This is a genomic window from Qipengyuania sp. SM2507 (assembly GCF_053714505.1).
Genome location: NZ_CM132307.1, coordinates 1,773,939 through 1,792,466, shown reverse-complemented (window position 1 = coordinate 1,792,466; position 18,528 = coordinate 1,773,939). Strand labels below are relative to the sequence as shown.

Genomic DNA, 18,528 nt, shown 5'->3' with positions numbered 1-18,528 from the left:
AAAATCCTGGAGAGTCTCCCATGTCCCGCTTCACCGCCCTCGCGCTCGCCGGAGCCGCCACCATCGCGCTCATCGCCACCCCCGGAGCCGCCCAGACCGTGACCCCCGACTATCCCGAGACCCGCGCCACCGACACCAGCGAGGTCCTGTTCGGCCAGACCGTCGCCGATCCCTATCGCTGGCTCGAGAACGACGTCCGCACCGACGAGCAGGTCGCGCAATGGGTCGAGGCGCAGAACGTCGTCACCGACGCCTATCTAGAAACGCTGCCCGGCACCGCCTGGTTCAAGGACCGGCTTGCCCAGCTTATCGATTACGAGCGCTTCGGCATCCCCAACAAGGCGGGCGAACGCTATTTCTACAGCTACAATTCGGGGCTGATGAACCAGTCGCAGTATTTCGTCCGCGATGGATGGGATGGCGAGGCGCGGCTGCTGCTCGATCCCAACGAATGGTCGGCCGACAACGCCACCGCGCTGGCGGACACCGCGCCCTCCAAGAGCGGCCGCTATCTCGCCTATTCGATCCAGGACGGCGGCAGCGACTGGCGCACGATCAAGGTCCTCGATGTCGACAGTGGCGAGGAAATGGGCGACGCAATCGAGTGGGCCAAGTTCACCGGCATCTCCTGGATCGGCGACGAGGGCTTCTTCTACTCGCGCTTTCCCGCGACCGAGGAGGGCCAGGACTTCCAGTCGCTCAATTACAACCAGAAGGTCTATTTCCACCGCCTCGGCACGCCGCAAAGCGCGGACGAACTGGTCTATGAGACCCCCGATGCCCGCGAGCAGGGCCATGGCGCCGGGGTGACCCACGACGGGCGCTGGGCGTTCGTCTCCAGCTCGACCGGCACCGATGATCGCAACGAGCTGCGCGTCATCGACCTGACCAAGCGCGACAGCGATGGCTGGACGCCGCGCCCGCTGATCACCGGTTTCGACAACAGTTGGAGCCCGATCGCCTCGACCGGCGACACGGTCTATTTCATGACCAACACCGATGCGCCGCGCTATCGTATCGTCCGCGCCGATCTCACCACCGACACGCTCGAGTGGGAAGAGGTCGTCGGCCAGAGCGATCAGCCCATCTCGGGCGCATCGATCATCGGCGACAGGCTGGTAGTCGAATATATGAAGGATGCCAGCAGCCGCGCGGTCTATCACGATCTCGACGGTAACGAGACCGGTACGCTCGACCTGCCCGGGATCGGTTCCATCGGCGGGTTGAACGGCGATCCGGGCGATGCCGAAACCTTCTACAGCTTCACCAGCTTCAACCAGCCCGGCGCGATCTATCGCCTCGATGTCGCCACCGGCGAACGCAGCACCTTCGCCGAGCCCGAAGTCGCCTTCGAACCCGAGGATTACCGGGTCGAACAGGTGTTCTACAATTCCAAGGACGGCACCCGCGTGCCGATGTTCGTGGTCCGCCACAAGGACAGTACAGGTCCGTCGCCGACGCTGCTCTATGCCTATGGCGGGTTCAACATCTCGCTGACGCCAAGCTTCTCGCCCACCCGCCTCGCCTGGCTCGAAGCCGGCGGCACCTTCGCGCTCGCCAATATCCGCGGCGGCGGCGAATATGGCAAGGAATGGCACGACGGCGGACGGCTGAACAACAAGCAGAACGTCTTCGACGATTTCATCGCCGCGGGCGAGTTCCTGAAGGCCAATGGCTACACCGGCGAGAACGGGCTGGCGATCCAGGGCGGCTCCAACGGGGGCCTGCTGGTCGGCGCGGTGGTCAACCAGCGGCCCGACCTGTTCGACGCTGGCAATGCCGCGGTGGGCGTGATGGATATGCTGCGCTTCGACCGCTGGACCGCGGGCCGCTATTGGGTCGACGATTACGGCTATCCCGATCGCGAGGCGGATTTCCAGGTCCTACGTGCCTATTCGCCGCTGCACAACATCCGCAGCGGGGTGGACTACCCGGCGCTGCTGGTGACCACCGCGGACACCGACGACCGAGTGGTCCCGGGCCACAGCTTCAAATACACCGCCGCGCTGCAGGCGGCGGAACTTGGCGAGGCGCCGCAGCTGATCCGGATCGAAACCCGCGCGGGCCACGGCTCGGGCAAGCCGACCGACAAGATCATCGACGAATATGGCGATATCCTCGCCTTCCTCGCGCACCACACCGGGCTTGAGGTGCCACCCGCCGAGTAACCAGCACATCCGTTCAGGTTAATAGTCGAATACCTGAACGGATGCTGTCGGCGGAATTCAGCCTCGCCTCACCGCGGGCTCCCTAGAACCTCATGTGAAGCCAAAGCACTCTCGCGACGGCCGAGCATGAGGATCGACCCATGAAGACCATCACCAAAGCTCTCGCCAAGGGAAGCATGGCGACCATCGCGGCAGGCGCGATGGCGATGACTTCCGCAACCCCCGCCTTCGCGCGCGACCGTAACGACGACGGGATCGGCGCCGGCGAAATCATTGCCGGTGCGGTGATCCTTGGCGGTATCGCCATCGCTGCTGGCGCTCTGGGTGGCGGGCGCGATCGCTATGACGACCGCCGCTATGGTTACGACCGCTATGACGACCGCCGTAATGGCAACGACCGATATGCCCGTCAGGGCAATCCGCGCGCCGCAGTCCAGCGCTGTATTGCCGCCGCCGAGAACACCGCCCGCCGCTACGGCTATCGCTATGCCAATGTGACGGACGTGCGCGACGTCGACCAGACTCGCTACGGCTTCCGCGTCCGCGGCAATCTGGTGGTCGATGGACAGCGGGGTGCGCGTTATGACCGCTATGATCGTCGCGGCAACCAGCGCGCCGATCAGGGTCGCTTTACCTGCCAGGTGGAGCGCGGCCAGATCCGCGATATCCGCTACAACGGCATCCGCGGCCTTCGCTAGGCTCGCGCTCCGATACGACCAACGAGTTCCCACAAGGGCGGTTCAGGCTTGAGATAGCCTGGACCGCCTAGCTCATCGATCAGACTTTCGCGGATCCGGGGTGGGGCGGACCGCATGGGGACCATGACATGACCAGATTTGCACGTCTCGCCGCCGCTCCCGCCATACTGGCGGCGCTCTCGCTGACCGTCGCGCCCGCCATGGCGACCGAGCTGCCTGCTTCGAGCAGCCGCAGCGCCATCGCCGCCGAACTGGCCTGGGATGCGGCCGAGGGCCAGACCTACGAGCAATACCGCACTTATCGACACGACCGTCGCTACGACCGCCATTATGACCGGCGCCATGGACGCAACCGTGTCGATGCGGGCGATATCCTCACCGGAGTGCTGATCCTCGGCGGGATCGCCGCTGTCGCCAGCGCCGCCTCGCGCGGCAACGAACGCGATAGGCGCTACCCCGATAATCGCTATCCCGATGCCCGTTATCCGGACAATCGCTACCCGGCGCAGAATTCGACCTATCGCACCGCCGATGTTGGCGGGATCGACCGCGCGGTGTCGATGTGCGTCGAGAGTATCGAGCGCGACACCCGCGTCGAAAGCGTCGATTCGGTCGATCGCGACGCCGCTGGCTGGCGCGTGACCGGCAGGCTCTACGATGGTGCGGGGTTCAGCTGCTCGATCGGTGCCGATGGGCGGATCGATGCGATCGATCTCTCCAGCGGCTCCACCGGCTATGGCGACGACCGCTATGGCGTGCGCAGCGAGGCAGACATCTATGCCGCCCCGCGTGGCGATGACCGTCAATATGACGACGAGCGCTATCGCGCCGCCTGGGCCAATGTCGATGCGCAGCCCACGCTTCCCGCTCCGGTCGACGAACCGCTCCCGCCCTATCCCGGCGGACCGCTTCCCGGCGACCTGGAGGAGGACGAGATTGGCACCGGCTATCGCGGCGACTAGGCGCTATTCCTTGCGCGCGAGCGGGTCGCGATAGGCGGGCAGCGCCAGCTGCCAGTGGATCGCCGCCGCACGCAGGGCGTAGCCAGCGGTAACCGCGATCACCCAGACGAAACCGCGCGGGATCGCGATCACCTCGCCGACCACCGCGAGCGTGGCCGAGAGCGCGGCCGCAGTGACATAAAGCTCGGGCCGCATGATGATCGAGGGCCGTCCGGCGATCATGTCGCGGATGATCCCGCCCACCGTGCCAGTGACCACCCCCATCAGGATCGCGGGGATCGGTGGGATGCCATAGCTCAGCGCCTTGGCCGCGCCGATCACGGCGTAGGCGGTCAGCCCGAGCCCGTCGGCGAAATCGAGCAGCTTGCCGTCCCACCAGCGCGTCGGGGTAAACCAGGTCAGCAGCGCGGTGCCAAGGCACACCGCCGCGACCCAGGGGTGGCCGATCCAGAATACCGGCGCGCCGATCAGCAGGTCGCGCACCGTCCCGCCGCCGACGCCCGTTACGAGCGCGAAGAAGGCCATGGTGACGAAGGTCTGCTGCTCGCGCGCGGCGACCAGCGCCCCGGTCAGCGCGAAGATGCCGATCCCGATCAGGTCGAGCCAGTCGAGCACGGGGGTGAAGATTTCCTGATTCATGCGCGAGGCCGGCTCCGGCGCCGGCGGAACAGCAGCACCGTGCCCAGCAGTGAACCCAGTAGTGCCAGGCCCGCGAACAGGATCAGCACGGGGTGGCTGGTGTCCTCGCGCGCCTCGAGGTCCATGATGTGGAGCCCCCACATCAGGTCGAATACCCGCCAGAAGCGCGTGCGCACCGCCTCGATCTCGCCGCTCTCGATCCCGACATAGACATGCGTGCCGTCTTCCAGCGCAACCTGCCAGACAGGCACCTCGCGGCGGAAATCGAACGGTGGTTCGTCGGCTTCGAACCGCATCACCGAAGCGACGGCGTCGCCGCCGACGATCCGCTCTGCCACCAGCAGCCGCGCCTCGACATCGGTCAGCGGCGCCAGCCTACTGCCATCGGCGCGAAAGCGTTCGCTACTGCCGTCGAGATAGGTGATGCGGGTGACGGTGGTCCGGCGCTCGACCTGGGTGGTGACCGAGCGAACCGGACGCGTCGTGTCGGCCGGCAGAGCGACCGCGATCTGGACGTCGGCGGGCAGCGCCCGCTCCTCGACCGGCAGGCGCAGATGATCGCCGCGCACTTGCTCGATCGGGCGCGCGACCATCACCAGACCCGTCAGCGTCCACATCACCAGTGGGACGGCGATTCCCCAGCCGAGCCAGATGTGCCAGCGGGCGAAGCGCTGCATGAGTTTGGCGTTCATAGTAGAACCTATCCGTGCAGTATCTGGCCGATGCCGCGCGCCGCGGCGATGCAGTCGAGATCGGACCAGGCGGGCCCGATCACCTGCATGCCGCAAGGCAGGCCGCCGCTTTCGCCCACCGGAAGGACGGTGGCGGGCAGTTTGGGGAAGGTGGCGAGGCCCGCCCAGGCCAGCCCGTCGGCCGCGCGCCTGCTGGCGCCGTCGATGGTCTGCGCGCCCTTGAAATAGGCCCCGTCACGATGTTCGAACGCCAGCGTCGGGGCGGGAGGGGCGAGCAAGAAATCATAGCGCTCGAACAATGCGCTCCACGCCGCAGCATTGACCGCCTGCGCATCGAGCAGGGCGAACCAGTCGCTGGCGCTTGCGCGTTTGCCATCGGGCGCCGGTGCGCCGAGCGCCATCGCGATGTTGAGCGTCTTCATATAGTCGGCGTGCTGGCGCGCGAGGTCGGGGACGAGCTCGCTCGACCGGTCCACCGCAACGCCAGCCTGTTCCAGCGCCGCCGCCGCGGCCTCGATCGGCTCGCGCACCGCAGCATCCACCGCGCTTGCCGGATGATCCAGCAACAGCAGCAGGCGGCATTCGCGCAGCAGCTTGCCGCGAGACGCGAGGGGGCGCTCGGTGGTGATGCGGATCAGCGCCTCGAGATCGTCCGGATCGCGCGCCAGCGGACCGACGACGCCCAGCGCGCCGTCATGCGCGCCAACGAAACCGGGGCTGGTGGACAATGCCGGGTGGTAGTGGCCGCGCAGGCTGATGAGGCCCCAGCTGGCCTTGTGGCCCCAGATACCGCAGAAATGCGCGGGCACGCGGATCGAGCCGCCGATATCGCTGCCGAATTCGCAACTCACCATGCCGCTGGCCACCGCGGCTGCCGCGCCGCCCGATGAGCCGCCAGGCGAGCGAGCGGGATCGTGGGGGTTGCTGGTGCGGCCATAGACGGGGTTGTTCGACTGCCAGTCGGCCAGGTCGGGGGGAATGTTGGTCTTGCCCAGGAAGATCGCGCCTGCGCGCTTCAGCCGCTGAACCACCTCGGCATCGCAGCTGGCGATGTTCCCTGCGTAGCGCTCGTGCCCCCAGCTGCTCGGCAGTCCGGCGATGTCGAAGCTTTCCTTGATCGTCATCGGCACGCCGAACAGGGGCTGGTCCTCGCGCGGGGTCTGGCCGTCGAGCGCGCTGGCCGCTTCGCGCGCGCGATCGAAATCGCACACCACCACCGCGTTGACCTTGGCGTCCAGCTTCTCGATCCGCGCGATGGCGTGCCCCACCGCTTCGCGCGGCGACAGCTCGCCCGCGCGGATCGCCGCCGCCGTCTCCAGCGTACCGGGTTTGTCGGTCAGTCTCGGATAGGCCATGCCGCTCGCTCCTTTCCCGCAGCCCTAGGCGGGGAGGGCAGGCCGATCAAATGTGAATCGGCTTGCCCTGCACCGCCATGGCGGCTTCCTTGATCGCTTCCGAATGCGTCGGGTGGGCGTGGCAGGTGTAGGCGATATCCTCGCTGGTGGCGCCGAATTCCATCGCCTGCGTGGCCTGCTGGATCATCGTGCCCGCGACGCTGGCGATCGCCCAGACGCCGAGCACCCGGTCGCTCTCGGCTTCGGCGATCACCTTCACGAAGCCATCGGGCTCGTGATTGGTCTTGGCGCGGCTGTTGGCCATCATCGGGAACTTGCCGATTTTCACCTTGGCCTTGTCTCCGCCCATCTTCTCGATCGCCTGCTCGGTGGTGAGACCGATCCCGGCGATCTCGGGCCAGGTGTAGACGACGTTGGGGATCAGCGCGTGGTTCACGATCCCGGTCTGTCCGGCGATATTCTCGGCCACCGCGATGCCCTCGTCCTCGGCCTTGTGCGCCAGCATCGGGCCGGGGACGACATCGCCGATCGCCCAGACGCCCCCAATGTCTGTGGCGACCGTGGTGCGGAAATCGTGATCGATTTCGATCTGGCCACGCTTGTTGGGCTCCAGCCCGATCGCCTCGAGACCGAGGCCTTCGGTGTTGGGCTTGCGCCCGATCGAGACCAGCACGCAATCGGCTTCCATGGTCTCGGGCTCGCCGCCCGCTGCGGGCTCGATCGTCAGCGTGGCGGTCTTGCCCTTCACCGTAACGCCGGTGACCTTGCTCGACAGCTTGAAGTCGATGCCCTGCTTCTTGAAGATCTTGCGCGATTCCTTGCGGATGTCGCCATCCATGCCGGGCAGGATCTCGTCGAGATACTCGACGCAGACCACTTCGGCACCCAGCCGACGCCACACCGAACCCAGTTCGAGCCCGATCACGCCGCCGCCGATGACGACCATCTTCTTGGGAACCTGCGCCAGTTCCAAAGCGCCGGTGGAATCGACCACCACGCCCTTGGCATTATCGACCTCGACCCCCGGCAGCGGGGTGACCGAGGAACCGGTAGCGATCACGATATCCTTGGCGGTGACCGTCTCGTCGCCGATCTTCACGGTGTGCGCGTCCTGGAAGGTGGCGTAGCCCTTTTTCCAGTCGACCTTGTTCTTCTTGAACAGGAACTCGATCCCGCCGGTGAGCGAGGTCACCGCGTCGCGTCGCTGTTCGTGCATAACATCGAGGTTGAGCTTGGGCGTGACCTCGACTCCCATCGAGGCCATCGTCCCGTTCGCGGCCGCGTCGAAGAACTCGCTCGCGTGGAGCATCGCCTTGGAGGGGATGCAGCCGACGTTGAGACAGGTCCCGCCGAGCGTCTCGCGGCCTTCGGCGCAGGCGGTCTTCAGCCCGAGCTGCGCCGCGCGGATCGCGGCGACATAGCCGCCGGGCCCGGAACCGATGATCAGGACGTCGTAATCGTAAGTGTGGTCAGCCACCGATATTCTCCGCAGGCAATGTCTCTGGTGAATTTGCGTTCGTACCGCCGGTGCTCGCAGCGCAGGCATTCACGATGCCTTCGACGTTGCCGGGCGTTGCATCCTCGAGAGTGAGGTCGGGATCGGCCATAAAGGTATCAGCGCTGCACTGGCAGACTTCGGTCACTCTCGCGGCGACGACGCCCGCATTCTCGGCGATCTGTTCGCACTGGGCGGCGACGACATTGCGGACCTCGCCCTGGACCGCGTCTCCGGCGATCTGCGTCGCCGCATCGCATCCCGAGAGCGCTCCGGTGAGAAGCAGGAGCGCGAAGGGCTTCTTGAACCTGTCGATCATGTCCCTCGTCCTCACAGGTCGATAAGCATCCGCGTGGGATCCTCGATCGCCTCCTTGATGATCTTGAGCGCGGTCACCGCTTCACGGCCGTCGATCAGGCGGTGATCGTAGGACAGCGCCAGATACATCATCGGGCGGATCACGATCTCGCCGTTCACCACCACCGCGCGATCCTCGATCCGGTGCAGGCCGAGCACCGCGCTCTGCGGCGGGTTGATGATCGGGGTCGACATCAGCGACCCGAACACGCCGCCATTGGAGATCGTGAAGGTGCCGCCCTTCATGTCGTCCATGGTCAGCGTGCCTTCCTTGGCGCGCGCGCCGAAATCGGCGATGTCCTTCTCGATCCGCGCGAAGCCCTTCTTGTCGGCATCGCGGATGACCGGGACGACCAGCCCGTTGGGAGCGCTGACAGCCACGGATATATCGACATAGTCGTGATAGACGATCTCATCGCCCTCGATATAGGCGTTGGCCGAGGGGACATCCTTGAGCGCGAGGCAGGCAGCCTTGGCGAAGAAGCCCATGAAGCCGAGCCTGATGTCGTGCTTCTTGGCGAACAGATCCTTGTACTTGGTGCGCGCCTCGATGACCGCGGTCATGTCGCAATCGTTGAAGGTGGTGAGCAGCGCGGCTTCTTCCTGTGCGCCCTTGAGGCGGCGGGCGATGGTCTGGCGCATCCGGGTCATCTTGACCCGCTCCTCGCGGCGTTCGCCGCCTGCTGGCGTAGCGGGCGCCTTGGATTCCTCGGCGGGAGCAGGAGCGGCCGGCGAGCCGTCCTTCTTCGCCTTGGCGGCAGCGATCACGTCTTCCTTGGTCAGACGGCCGTCCCTGCCCGAGCCCTCGATGGTGGACGGGTCGACTCCGTGCTCGAGCACCGCGCGGCGCACTGCGGGGCTGAGCGTCGCGCCGCCGTCCTTGGCCTGTTCATTGGCCGCGGCAGGTGCCGGGGCGGGCGCCGGAGCGGAGGAGGGGGCGGGTGCCGCATCCTTGGCTTCGGGCTTGTCCTTCGGCTTGGCGCTATCGTCGCTCTTGGCGGCAGCGGTGCCGCCTTCCTCGACGATCGCGAGCACCGCGCCGACCTCGACCGTGTCGCCTTCGGCGGCTTTGAGTTCCTTGATCACGCCCGCGACGGGGGAGGGGACTTCCACCGCGACCTTGTCGGTCTCGAGGCTGACGATCGCTTCATCGACCGCCACGCTGTCGCCGGGCTGCTTGAGCCATTCGCCGATGGTGCCTTCGGTGACCGATTCGCCCAGGGTCGGGACTTGGATTTCCGTAGCCATATTGTGTTCCTCAGCCCTTCGCGGGTTTGGGTTTGGAATTGCCATTGCGCATCGCTGTGCCGCCGTCGTTGAGGCCCAGCGCCACACCAACCAGCGAACGCTGCTGCTCCTCGTGGCGACGGGCATAGCCGGTAGCAGGCGATGCCGCCATTTCGCGGCCCGCATAGAGCGGACGCTTGCCCGCGTGCCCGGCCTGCGTCAGCGCATCCTCGATGCGGTTCTGGACGAAGAACCAGCTGCCGTTGTTCTGCGGCTCTTCCTGGCACCAGACCACGTCTTCGAGATTGCTCATCCGCGAGAGCCGCAGCGCCAGCGGATCGCCGGGGAAGGGATAGATCTGCTCGATCCGGATGATCGAGACATCGTCGAGCCCCTCCTCGTCGCGCTTTTCGATGAGGTCGTAGGCGACCTTGCCCGAACACAGCACCACGCGGCGGACCTTCTCGTCGGCGATCTCGAGCGGGTCGGAAACGATCCGCTGGAAATGCGACTTGCCGGTAAAATCGCCCACCGGGCTCTTGGCCATCGGATGGCGCAGAAGGCTCTTGGGGGTCATGATGATGAGCGGCTTGCGGAACGAGCGCAGCATCTGGCGGCGAAGGACGTGGAAATAATTCGCCGGGGTGGTGATGTTGCAGACCTGGATGTTGTCGTTGGCACACAGCTGCAGGAAGCGCTCGAGCCGGGCCGAGGAATGCTCGGGACCCTGACCCTCGTAGCCATGCGGCAGCAGCAGCACGAGCCCGTTGGCGCGCAGCCATTTGGCTTCGCCGCTGGCGATGAACTGGTCGATGATGATCTGCGCGCCATTGGCGAAATCGCCGAACTGCGCTTCCCACATCACCAGCGTCTTGGGATCGGCCAGCGCGAAGCCGTATTCGAAGCCAAGCACGCCGTATTCGGACAGGATCGAGTCGTAGACCTCGAACTTGCCGTGCGGGAGCGTGGCGAGCGGGATGTATTTGCGCTCGTCGGTCTGGTCGACCCAGATCGCATGCCGCTGGCTGAAGGTGCCGCGGCCCGAATCCTGGCCCGACAGCCGGACGCCGAAGCCCTCGGTGACGAGGCTGCCGAAGGCCAGCGCCTCGGCGGTGGCCCAGTCGAAGCCTTCGCCGTTGTCGAACATGGCGCGCTTGGCCTTGAGCACGCGGCCCAGCGTCTTGTGGATGGTGACATCCTCGGGGACGGTGGTGAGGGTGCGGCCGAGGCTGGCGAACAGCTTGTCGGAAACCGCGGTTTCGACGTTGCGGCGCGCGGTTTCGGGATCGGCGGGCTTGTTGAGCCCGGCCCAGCGTCCACCGAACCAGTCGGCCTCGTCGGGCGTGTAATCCTTGGCGGCGGCGAATTCCTGTTCCAGCCGGTCGTTGAACTCGTCGCACAACCCGTCGCGATAGCCCGCATCGGTCACGCCCTCGCTCTCGAGCCGGTCGCCGTAGATCACGCTGACCTTGGGATGCGCGCGGATGCTCTCGTACATCAGCGGCTGGGTGAAGCTGGGCTCGTCGCCCTCGTTGTGCCCGAAGCGGCGATAGCACCACATGTCGATCACGATGTCGCGCCCGAAGGTGTGGCGGTATTCCACCGCCAGCTTGCAGGCGAAGGTCACCGCTTCGGGATCGTCTCCGTTGACGTGGAGGATCGGCGCCTGGACGCCCTTGGCCACATCGGAGGGGTAGGGCGAGGAACGCGCGAATTTGGGGCTGGTGGTGAACCCGATCTGGTTGTTGATCACGAAATGGATGCAGCCGCCGGTGTCGTAGCCGCGGATGCCCGAGAGGCCGAGGCATTCCCAGACGATGCCCTGGCCCGCAAAGGCGGCGTCGCCGTGGATCAGCACCGGTAGCACCTGTTCGTGCTTGATAAGATCGTCGCGGTTGGCCTGCTGCGCGCGCGCCTTGCCCAGCACCACCGGGTTGACCGCTTCGAGATGGCTGGGGTTGGGGACCAGGCTCATATGCACCTTGATCCCGTCGAATTCGCGATCGGTGCTGGTGCCGAGGTGATATTTCACATCGCCCGAACCGCCGACATCGTCGGGATTGGAGCTGCCACCGGAAAATTCGTGGAAGATGACCTTGTAGGGCTTGGCCATCACGTTCGCGAGCACGTTGAGCCGGCCGCGGTGCGCCATGCCGTAGATGATCTCGCGCACGCCCAGCTGGCCGCCGTACTTGATCACCGCCTCGAGCGCGGGGATCATGCTCTCGCCGCCGTCGAGGCCGAAGCGCTTGGTGCCGACGTATTTCTTGCCGAGGAACTGCTCGTATTGCTCGCCGCGAATGACTGCGGCGAGGATGGCGCGCTTGCCTTCCTCGGTGAACTGGATGGTTTCTTCGGGGGTCTCGAAATGATCCTGCAGGAAGCGCCGCTCATCGGTGTCGGAGATGTGCATGTATTCCAGCCCGACCTTGCCGCAATAGGTCGCGCGCAAGGTGTCGTAGAGCTTGCCGACGGTGACCCATTCGAAGCCGAACACCCCGCCGACATAGACCTCGCGGTCCTCGTGGCCGGCGAATTCGTGCCATTCGAGGCTCAGATCCTCGGGCTCCTCGCGATGCGACAGGCCCAGCGGATCGAGATCGGCGGCGAGATGGCCGCGGACGCGATAGAGCCGGATCAGCAGCATGGCGCGGATCGAATCGTCCGCCGCCTGCTCGATCGCCTTGGGATCGCAAGGCTTGCCCGCCTGCTTCGCCGCCTGCGCGACCGCGAGCCGCATCTGGGTGGGATCGAGCCCCTGCGTCCAGTCGTCCCCGGCGCCCGATTTCTCGAGCCGCCAGCGTGGATTGTCCCAGCTCGGCCCGGGCTGCGGTCCGTCCTGCTCACCCATCTCGGGGAGGAAATCGTGGTTTTCGTTACCCATTAGGGTCACCTTTCGCACCGATCGTCATGACGGCTTACAGTGGCAATGCCCGGGCGGCGCGGACGGTCCCCGAAAACCGGGGTGTCCGCGCCCCGCCTCAGGCGAGTTCCTTGAGCATCGCGTCGAGCGTCGTGCCCAGCTCGCTGGGCGAGGGGGAGACGCGGATGCCGGCGGCTTCCATCGCCGCGATCTTGTCGTCGGCGCCGCCCTGGCCGCCCGAGACGATCGCCCCGGCGTGGCCCATGCGGCGGCCCGGAGGCGCGGTGCGACCGGCGATGAAGCCGACCATCGGCTTGCGGCGGCCCTTGGCGGCTTCCTGCTTGATGAACTCGGCCGCTTCCTCTTCCGCGCTGCCGCCGATCTCGCCGATCATGATGATCGACTTGGTGGCGTCGTCGTCGAGGAACAGGTCCAGCACGTCGATGAAGTTCGTGCCATTGACCGGATCGCCGCCGATCCCGACCGCGGTGGTCTGGCCGAGGCCGACCATGGTGGTCTGGTGGACGGCTTCATAGGTCAGCGTGCCCGAACGGCTGACCACGCCGACCGAACCCTTTTGGAAGATCGAGCCGGGCATGATGCCGATCTTGCACTCGCCGGGCGTCAGGACGCCGGGGCAGTTGGGGCCGATAAGCCGCGACTTGGTGCCCTCGAGCGCGGCCTTGACCCGCACCATATCGAGCACCGGAATGCCCTCTGTGATGCAGACGATCAGTTCGATCTCGGCGTCGATCGCCTCGCAGATCGCATCGGCGGCGAAGGGCGGCGGAACATAGATGCAGGTTGCGGTCGCACCGGTCTCGGCGCGGGCTTCCTTGACGGTGTTGAAATTGGGCAGGCCAATATGCGTGGTGCCGCCTTTGCCCGGCGTGACACCCGCAACCATCTGCGTCCCGTAATCGAGCGCCTGCTGCGTGTGGAAAGTGCCGGTCTCACCGGTCATGCCTTGCGTGATGACCTTGGTGGATTTGTCTACGAGGATGCTCATCTGTCTTCCCAATCTGTTCGTCACCCCGGCGTCGGCCGGGATCGCTTTCAACGAAGTCGCACCTCACGGCACGAAATCCCGGCTTGTGCCGGGACGACGGCTGTTATTTCAGGCTTTCGTCCAGCCCCTTGCAGGCTTCGAGCAGTTCCTCGACCGCGTCGACGCTGACCTGGAAGCCTTTCCGGGCCTCGTCCTTCAGCTCGATCTCGACGATCCGCTCGACGCCGCCGGCACCGATCACCACCGGCACGCCGACATAGAGCCCGTCGACGCCGTACTGGCCGGTCAGATGCGCGGCGCAGGGGAGGACGCGCTTCTTGTCCTTGAGATAGCTCTCGGCCATCTGGATGGCGCTGGTGGCGGGGGCGTAGAACGCCGAGCCATTGCCCAGCAGCGCCACGATCTCGCCGCCGCCCTTGCGGGTGCGGTCGACGATCGCATCCATCTTTTCCTGCGTCGACCAGCCCATCTTGATGAGATCGGGGACAGGAATGCCCGCGACGGTCGAATATTCCAGGATCGGGACCATGGTGTCGCCATGCCCGCCGAGCACGAAGGCGGTGACGTCTTCCATGCTGACGTTGAATTCCTCGGCGAGGAAGTGACGGAAGCGCGCGCTATCGAGGACACCGGCCATGCCGACGACCTTGTTGTGCGGGAGCCCCGAAAATTCGCGCAGCGCCCAGACCATCGCGTCCAATGGGTTGGTGATGCAGATCACGAAGGCGTCGGGGCAGTTGTTCTTGATGCCTTCGCCGACCGCCTTCATCACCTTGAGGTTGATTCCGAGCAGATCGTCGCGGCTCATGCCGGGCTTGCGCGGCACGCCGGCGGTGACGATGACGACATCCGCGCCCGCGATATCCTTGTAGTCGCTGGTGCCCTTGAGCTGCGCGTCGAAGCCTTCGACCGGACCGGCCTGGCTGAGATCGAGCGCCTTGCCGGCGGGCATGCCCTCGGCGATGTCGAACAGGACGATGTCGCCCATTTCCTTCATCGCGGCGAGATGGGCGAGCGTGCCGCCGATCATGCCGGCGCCGACCAGCGCGATTTTCTTGCGACCGTGTTGAGTGTGGGACATGAGGGTGTGCGTCCTTTTGAACTTGCGGGACGAGATCCTGCCATACTGGCGCGCAGCCGCGTCCCGCGGTGACGCAGCGCCGGGCGTGCGCCCTGCGGGTTAGGCGGCAGACATGCCGAATGCAACCGTAAAACCCGGAGGCTCGGCGACTATCTTTGCGATTTGTTCGCAGTTGCAATAAGAGGGTGTGCAGAGGCTTGGTGCGCCCCGGAGAGCCCTGCAACATTCAGACGTTCGGCGTGGAGAGGCGTTCCCGAAACCGGCCTCCACCGCCTCAGCCGGTCAGCGACTGGATCCCCGTGTCGCGTTCCTGCGCCAGCAGCATCGCGGCGAGGTAATCGGGGACCGCGCGGCTGAAATAGAACCCCTGGCCCAGCGCGCAGCCCGCATCGCGGACCGCCTGGACCTGTTCGATGGTCTCGAGCCCTTCGGCGACGATCGTCATGTCGAGGGTGGCCGCCATCTGCGAGACCGCGCGGATGATCGCGTCGCTCTTGCGTCCGACATGCGGGCCCGAGACGAAGCTGCGATCGACCTTGATCTTCGAGAACGGCCAGTTGTGAATATAGGCGAGCGAGGAATAACCGGTGCCGAAATCGTCGAGCGCGAATTGCACGCCCACCGCCGACAGCTCCTCGACGAAATCGCGCACCACCGGGCTGTCCTCGAGAAACAGGCTTTCGGTAACCTCGAGCTCGAGCCGCTTGGGGTCGAGCCCGGCCTCCTTGAGCGCGTTGAGGATTCCCAGCGCGGCGCCCGGAGCCTTGATTTGCAGCGGCGAGAGATTGACCGCCAGAGTGACGTCCTCGGGCCATTGCGCAGCGGCCTTGGCGGCCTGCGCGGTAATCCAGTTGCCCAGCGTGACGATGACTCCCGATTCCTCGGCTACCGGGATGAATTCGTCGGGCTTGAGCTCGCCTTTTTCGGGATGGAACCAGCGCACCAGCGCTTCGAAGGTACGGATCTTGCCGCTTTCCAGATCGACGATCGGCTGGAAGAAGATCGACAGCTCTTCGCGTTGCAGGGCCAAGCGAAGTTCGGCCTCGATTTCGCGCCGGCGCACCAGGTCGCGCGTCATCGACACGTCGAAGAAGGATGCCTGGTTCTTGCCATTGGCCTTGGCGTGATAGAGCGCGAGGTCGGCGGCCTTCATCAGCGCATCGGCGTCCTTGCCGTCCTCCGGAAGACAGGCGATCCCGATCGAGGCCTGCATCTCGAGCCGCTCGCCATCGAGCCGGATCGGGCGGGTGATCTCGCCCTGGATAAGTGCGGCGATCTTCTCGCAGGCGCGCTTGTCGGCGACGCGGGTGCAGATGACGAATTCGTCCCCGCCGAAACGCGCGACGGTATCTCCGGCGGGAAGGCTGGCGCGCAGCCGGCGGCCGATTTCGGCCAGAACGCGGTCGCCGACCTGGTGGCCGAGCAGGTCGTTGACCTCCTTGAAGCGGTCGAGATCGATCCAGAACAGACCCAGCGCGCCATCGTCGGGCAGTTCGACCAGCGTCTCGACCAGCGCATGGTTGAGCCCGGCACGATTGGCGAGGCCGGTGACGACGTCGGTGCGCGCGAGAATCTGCATCCGTTCCGCCAGCTCCTGGCTGCGTTCGGCTTCGGCGATGGAATCGCGCAGCACCTTGAACACGTTCAGGGTGATCGAGGACATCGCCGGGAGCAGCAGGACCATGTTGACCGCCAGCAGGAACATGGCGAGGCCGCCGAGCATGAGGCAGGCCAGCATCATCGGCGTGACCACCAGCAGGAGCTGGCCCAGCGCGATAACGGGTCGCCCGGCGTTGCGTGCGCAAATCCCGACGCCATAGCCCAGCGCATTGGCCACCATCAGCAGCTCGATCCCGACTGGAACCTCGAGCATCATGGTCGCCGCGGCGATCAGGCCGAGCACCAGCGAATAGGCGAATGCGCCCACCTCGTAGGCAATTTCCAGTTTGCGCGCGTCGCCGGCAGCGCTGTGCGCGGGGAGGTAGATCGCCATCACCACCCGCGCGACGGCAATCACGGTGAGGACCGCGGCGAGGATGTAGATAAGGAGCTCGCCGCTCAGGATTGCGGCGGCGAAGCTGGAAACCGCGCCATTGGCGGCACCGATCGCGAGGCTGGTCGGCTGGGTGTAGAGCGTGCGGACAAGCAGGAGCCTGACCCGGTCGCTCAGCGCGTCCGTGCCTTCCCTATGGGGTAGGAACCGTTCCAGGCTCGTCTGTGGCTTTGGGTGCGCCATCACACGCCACATAGGCGCGCAGCCATCATTATTTGGTTAAGACCGGAATGGAGCTTTTACCCGTTGTCGGCGGGGCGTCCGGACAAGGCCCCGCGCTGATCGCTCAATTCCCGCAGCGGATCAGCCGATCAATGTGGCGCCTGCGGTGGTGCGGTCGAGATCGGCGGCCAACCGCCGGTCGAGCGTGCGGCACACCCTCAGCCACCAGTCGTAACCCTGGCTGTCGCCGGTGAAGAAGGCGCGTTCGGCGTGTTTGCGCGCCTCGCGCGCCGCACCCAGGCCATGCTCGGCGAAATGGCGCAGCGCGGCCTTCAGCATCAGGTCCTGCCCGCCCAGTGGCCCGGTCAGATCGGACGCGTCACAGGGGTTGTCGTTGGCGGCGCGCCCCAGCGCCTTCTTGGCCAGCGCGCGGGCGATCGGCGAATGCGCGACCGAACGGGCAGCGGCGAAATGGAACGACATCGGGACAAGTCTCCTGGAGGCTTGCCGGTGATCTAAGCGCCTCTTCCTAAAACAATCTTCGGAAGGAGGGTTTCCAACATGTGAACCTTTTGCCTAGCGGGCGGCGGGGGCCTTGCCGGGCTCGGCGATCCACTGGCCGCTGCGCCGGTATTCGGCCTTGATTCCGCCGCTGTCGGGCAGGCGATCGTCGACCTTGGGCGCGCGCGCCGCCTCGACCGGGCCGGCGCCGGGCGTTGGTGCGAAGGCCTCGCTGGGCGCTGGCGGGGTGGCGAAGCCACGCGGCGCGGGGGCGGTGTCGGACGAGGCCAGCACCGTGCTCTCGGGCGAACGCGGGCGGGGCGCGGCAAAGGGCTCGCCGCCGCGATAGTTCATGGTGAAGGCATCGACCTTACCCGCGCGGCCCTTCCAGCGGTAGAAGCGGTGCGCACCGATCGAGCCGATCAGGTCGAGGCTGGAGGCCCAATAAGGGTTCACCGCATGGGTGTGGTAGTGCGTCGCGGTGCCCACCGGCCCGAAAACCTGGCCCGACAGCGCCGACAGCGCCACCGATTGCGCGGTCGCCCAGCTCGAGCGCGAAGGCTGGCGCACCAGGCTGCCGTCGCAGGTGAAGGTGAACTGGCAGCCGGTCCTGCGTTCGGAACCCTGGAACACCACCCCGCAGACGCTGGCGGGATAGGCGGGATGCGCCACGCGGTTGAGCACCACCTGCGCCACCGCGCGCTGGCCGTCGTAGCTCTCGCTCGCCGCCTCGTAATAGACCGCCATCGACAGACATTGCAGCGCCCGCGCCCGGTCCACCGCCGAGCCCGCCGACTGGAACGCCCGCGCGGCGAGCGCGGGATCCCGGCTTTCGGCGAAGCGGATGGTTTCGCCCTGCACGGCTTCGGGCGAGCGCAGGTCGTCGAGATCGTAGGCGAGACCCGGAACATCCTCGAGATAGTAGAAGGCCGAGCCGGGGAAATTGGTGTCGGCGCGTTCGAAGGGCATCGCGGTCAATTGCGCGCTCTGGTCGCCCATGCCGAAGGCGCGCGCGGTCAGATCGCCCAGGCCCAGCGGCGCGGCAAGCGCGGGCACTGTGACCGCGATCGCCAGCGCGCCCACCGCAGCGAAGCGCTGGCGCAGTAGCGAGCCGCGCGCCGAGCGGCGCTTGCGGCTGGCGGCGCGCAGCGCGGCGCGGTCGGCAGCACGGGCGGCGCTGCGGGGATCGCTCCCCGGCGTCTCGCCTGTGCCTGCCGTGTCGTGCCGTTCCACCGGTGTCAGTCCTCGAAATGGGTAGGGAGCCTG

15 protein-coding genes are annotated in these 18,528 nt (G+C 66.2%); 3 read left to right on the top strand and 12 right to left on the bottom strand.

The genetic code is table 11. The annotated features are described in order from the left end of the window. The first annotated feature begins 20 nt into the window (after window positions 1-20). The 3 genes from ACWIKC_RS08690 to ACWIKC_RS08680 all read left to right on the top strand — a co-directional run bounded on the left by ACWIKC_RS08690 (window position 21) and on the right by ACWIKC_RS08680 (window position 3,828). On the top strand, window positions 21-2,168 hold the full coding sequence (locus ACWIKC_RS08690; protein WP_454597115.1) for a prolyl oligopeptidase family serine peptidase: 2,148 nt from the start codon (window positions 21-23) through the stop codon (window positions 2,166-2,168). Between the two features lie 140 nt (window positions 2,169-2,308). After that, the gene (locus ACWIKC_RS08685) at window positions 2,309-2,866 is read left to right on the top strand and encodes a hypothetical protein (protein ID WP_454597114.1); all 558 of its coding nucleotides are present in this window, start codon (window positions 2,309-2,311) and stop codon (window positions 2,864-2,866) included. A gap of 128 nt (window positions 2,867-2,994) precedes the next feature. Then, window positions 2,995-3,828: a hypothetical protein gene (locus ACWIKC_RS08680; RefSeq protein WP_454597113.1), complete on the top strand. Its 834-nt coding sequence runs from the start codon at window positions 2,995-2,997 to the stop codon at window positions 3,826-3,828. Window positions 3,829-3,831: 3 nt separating this feature from the next. Here ACWIKC_RS08680 and ACWIKC_RS08675 read toward each other — a convergent pair whose 3' ends face one another. The 12 genes from ACWIKC_RS08675 to ACWIKC_RS08620 form a co-directional block, all read right to left on the bottom strand. Then, on the bottom strand, window positions 3,832-4,467 hold the full coding sequence (locus ACWIKC_RS08675; protein ID WP_454597112.1) for a trimeric intracellular cation channel family protein: 636 nt from the start codon (window positions 4,465-4,467) through the stop codon (window positions 3,832-3,834). Continuing rightward, window positions 4,464-5,159, bottom strand: a complete 696-nt coding sequence (locus tag ACWIKC_RS08670; protein ID WP_454597111.1) for a PepSY domain-containing protein — start codon at window positions 5,157-5,159, stop codon at window positions 4,464-4,466. Before ACWIKC_RS08670 ends, ACWIKC_RS08675 begins: the two co-directional genes overlap by 4 nt. Before the next feature lie 8 nt (window positions 5,160-5,167). Continuing rightward, on the bottom strand, window positions 5,168-6,514 hold the full coding sequence (locus ACWIKC_RS08665; RefSeq protein WP_454597110.1) for an amidase family protein: 1,347 nt from the start codon (window positions 6,512-6,514) through the stop codon (window positions 5,168-5,170). A 46-nt stretch (window positions 6,515-6,560) separates the two neighbouring features. Continuing rightward, window positions 6,561-7,991, bottom strand: coding sequence for a dihydrolipoyl dehydrogenase (lpdA, locus tag ACWIKC_RS08660; protein ID WP_454597109.1), 1,431 nt, complete (start codon window positions 7,989-7,991; stop codon window positions 6,561-6,563). Further along, window positions 7,984-8,328, bottom strand: a complete 345-nt coding sequence (locus ACWIKC_RS08655) for a hypothetical protein (protein WP_454597108.1) — start codon at window positions 8,326-8,328, stop codon at window positions 7,984-7,986. Before ACWIKC_RS08655 ends, lpdA begins: the two co-directional genes overlap by 8 nt. A gap of 11 nt (window positions 8,329-8,339) precedes the next feature. Continuing rightward, window positions 8,340-9,614: a 2-oxoglutarate dehydrogenase complex dihydrolipoyllysine-residue succinyltransferase gene (gene odhB, locus ACWIKC_RS08650; RefSeq protein ID WP_454597107.1), complete on the bottom strand. Its 1,275-nt coding sequence runs from the start codon at window positions 9,612-9,614 to the stop codon at window positions 8,340-8,342. A gap of 10 nt (window positions 9,615-9,624) precedes the next feature. Continuing rightward, window positions 9,625-12,477 carry a 2-oxoglutarate dehydrogenase E1 component gene (locus ACWIKC_RS08645; RefSeq protein WP_454597106.1) on the bottom strand — a complete coding sequence of 951 codons (2,853 nt, stop codon included), beginning with the start codon at window positions 12,475-12,477 and terminating at the stop codon, window positions 9,625-9,627. A gap of 97 nt (window positions 12,478-12,574) precedes the next feature. Beyond that, window positions 12,575-13,465 carry a succinate--CoA ligase subunit alpha gene (gene sucD, locus ACWIKC_RS08640; RefSeq protein ID WP_454597105.1) on the bottom strand — a complete coding sequence of 297 codons (891 nt, stop codon included), beginning with the start codon at window positions 13,463-13,465 and terminating at the stop codon, window positions 12,575-12,577. 103 nt (window positions 13,466-13,568) lie between these two features. After that, a complete protein-coding gene (mdh, locus tag ACWIKC_RS08635; RefSeq protein ID WP_454597104.1) occupies window positions 13,569-14,546 on the bottom strand; it encodes a malate dehydrogenase in 978 nt (325 codons plus the stop codon). A gap of 274 nt (window positions 14,547-14,820) precedes the next feature. Beyond that, the gene (locus tag ACWIKC_RS08630) at window positions 14,821-16,782 is read right to left on the bottom strand and encodes a putative bifunctional diguanylate cyclase/phosphodiesterase (RefSeq protein ID WP_454597103.1); all 1,962 of its coding nucleotides are present in this window, start codon (window positions 16,780-16,782) and stop codon (window positions 14,821-14,823) included. 120 nt (window positions 16,783-16,902) lie between these two features. Further along, window positions 16,903-17,244 (bottom strand): hypothetical protein, encoded by a 342-nt coding sequence (locus ACWIKC_RS08625; RefSeq protein ID WP_454597102.1) that lies wholly within the window; start codon window positions 17,242-17,244, stop codon window positions 16,903-16,905. Window positions 17,245-17,337: 93 nt separating this feature from the next. Further along, the gene (locus tag ACWIKC_RS08620) at window positions 17,338-18,495 is read right to left on the bottom strand and encodes a cell wall hydrolase (protein WP_454597101.1); all 1,158 of its coding nucleotides are present in this window, start codon (window positions 18,493-18,495) and stop codon (window positions 17,338-17,340) included. Window positions 18,496-18,528: the final 33 nt, after the last annotated feature.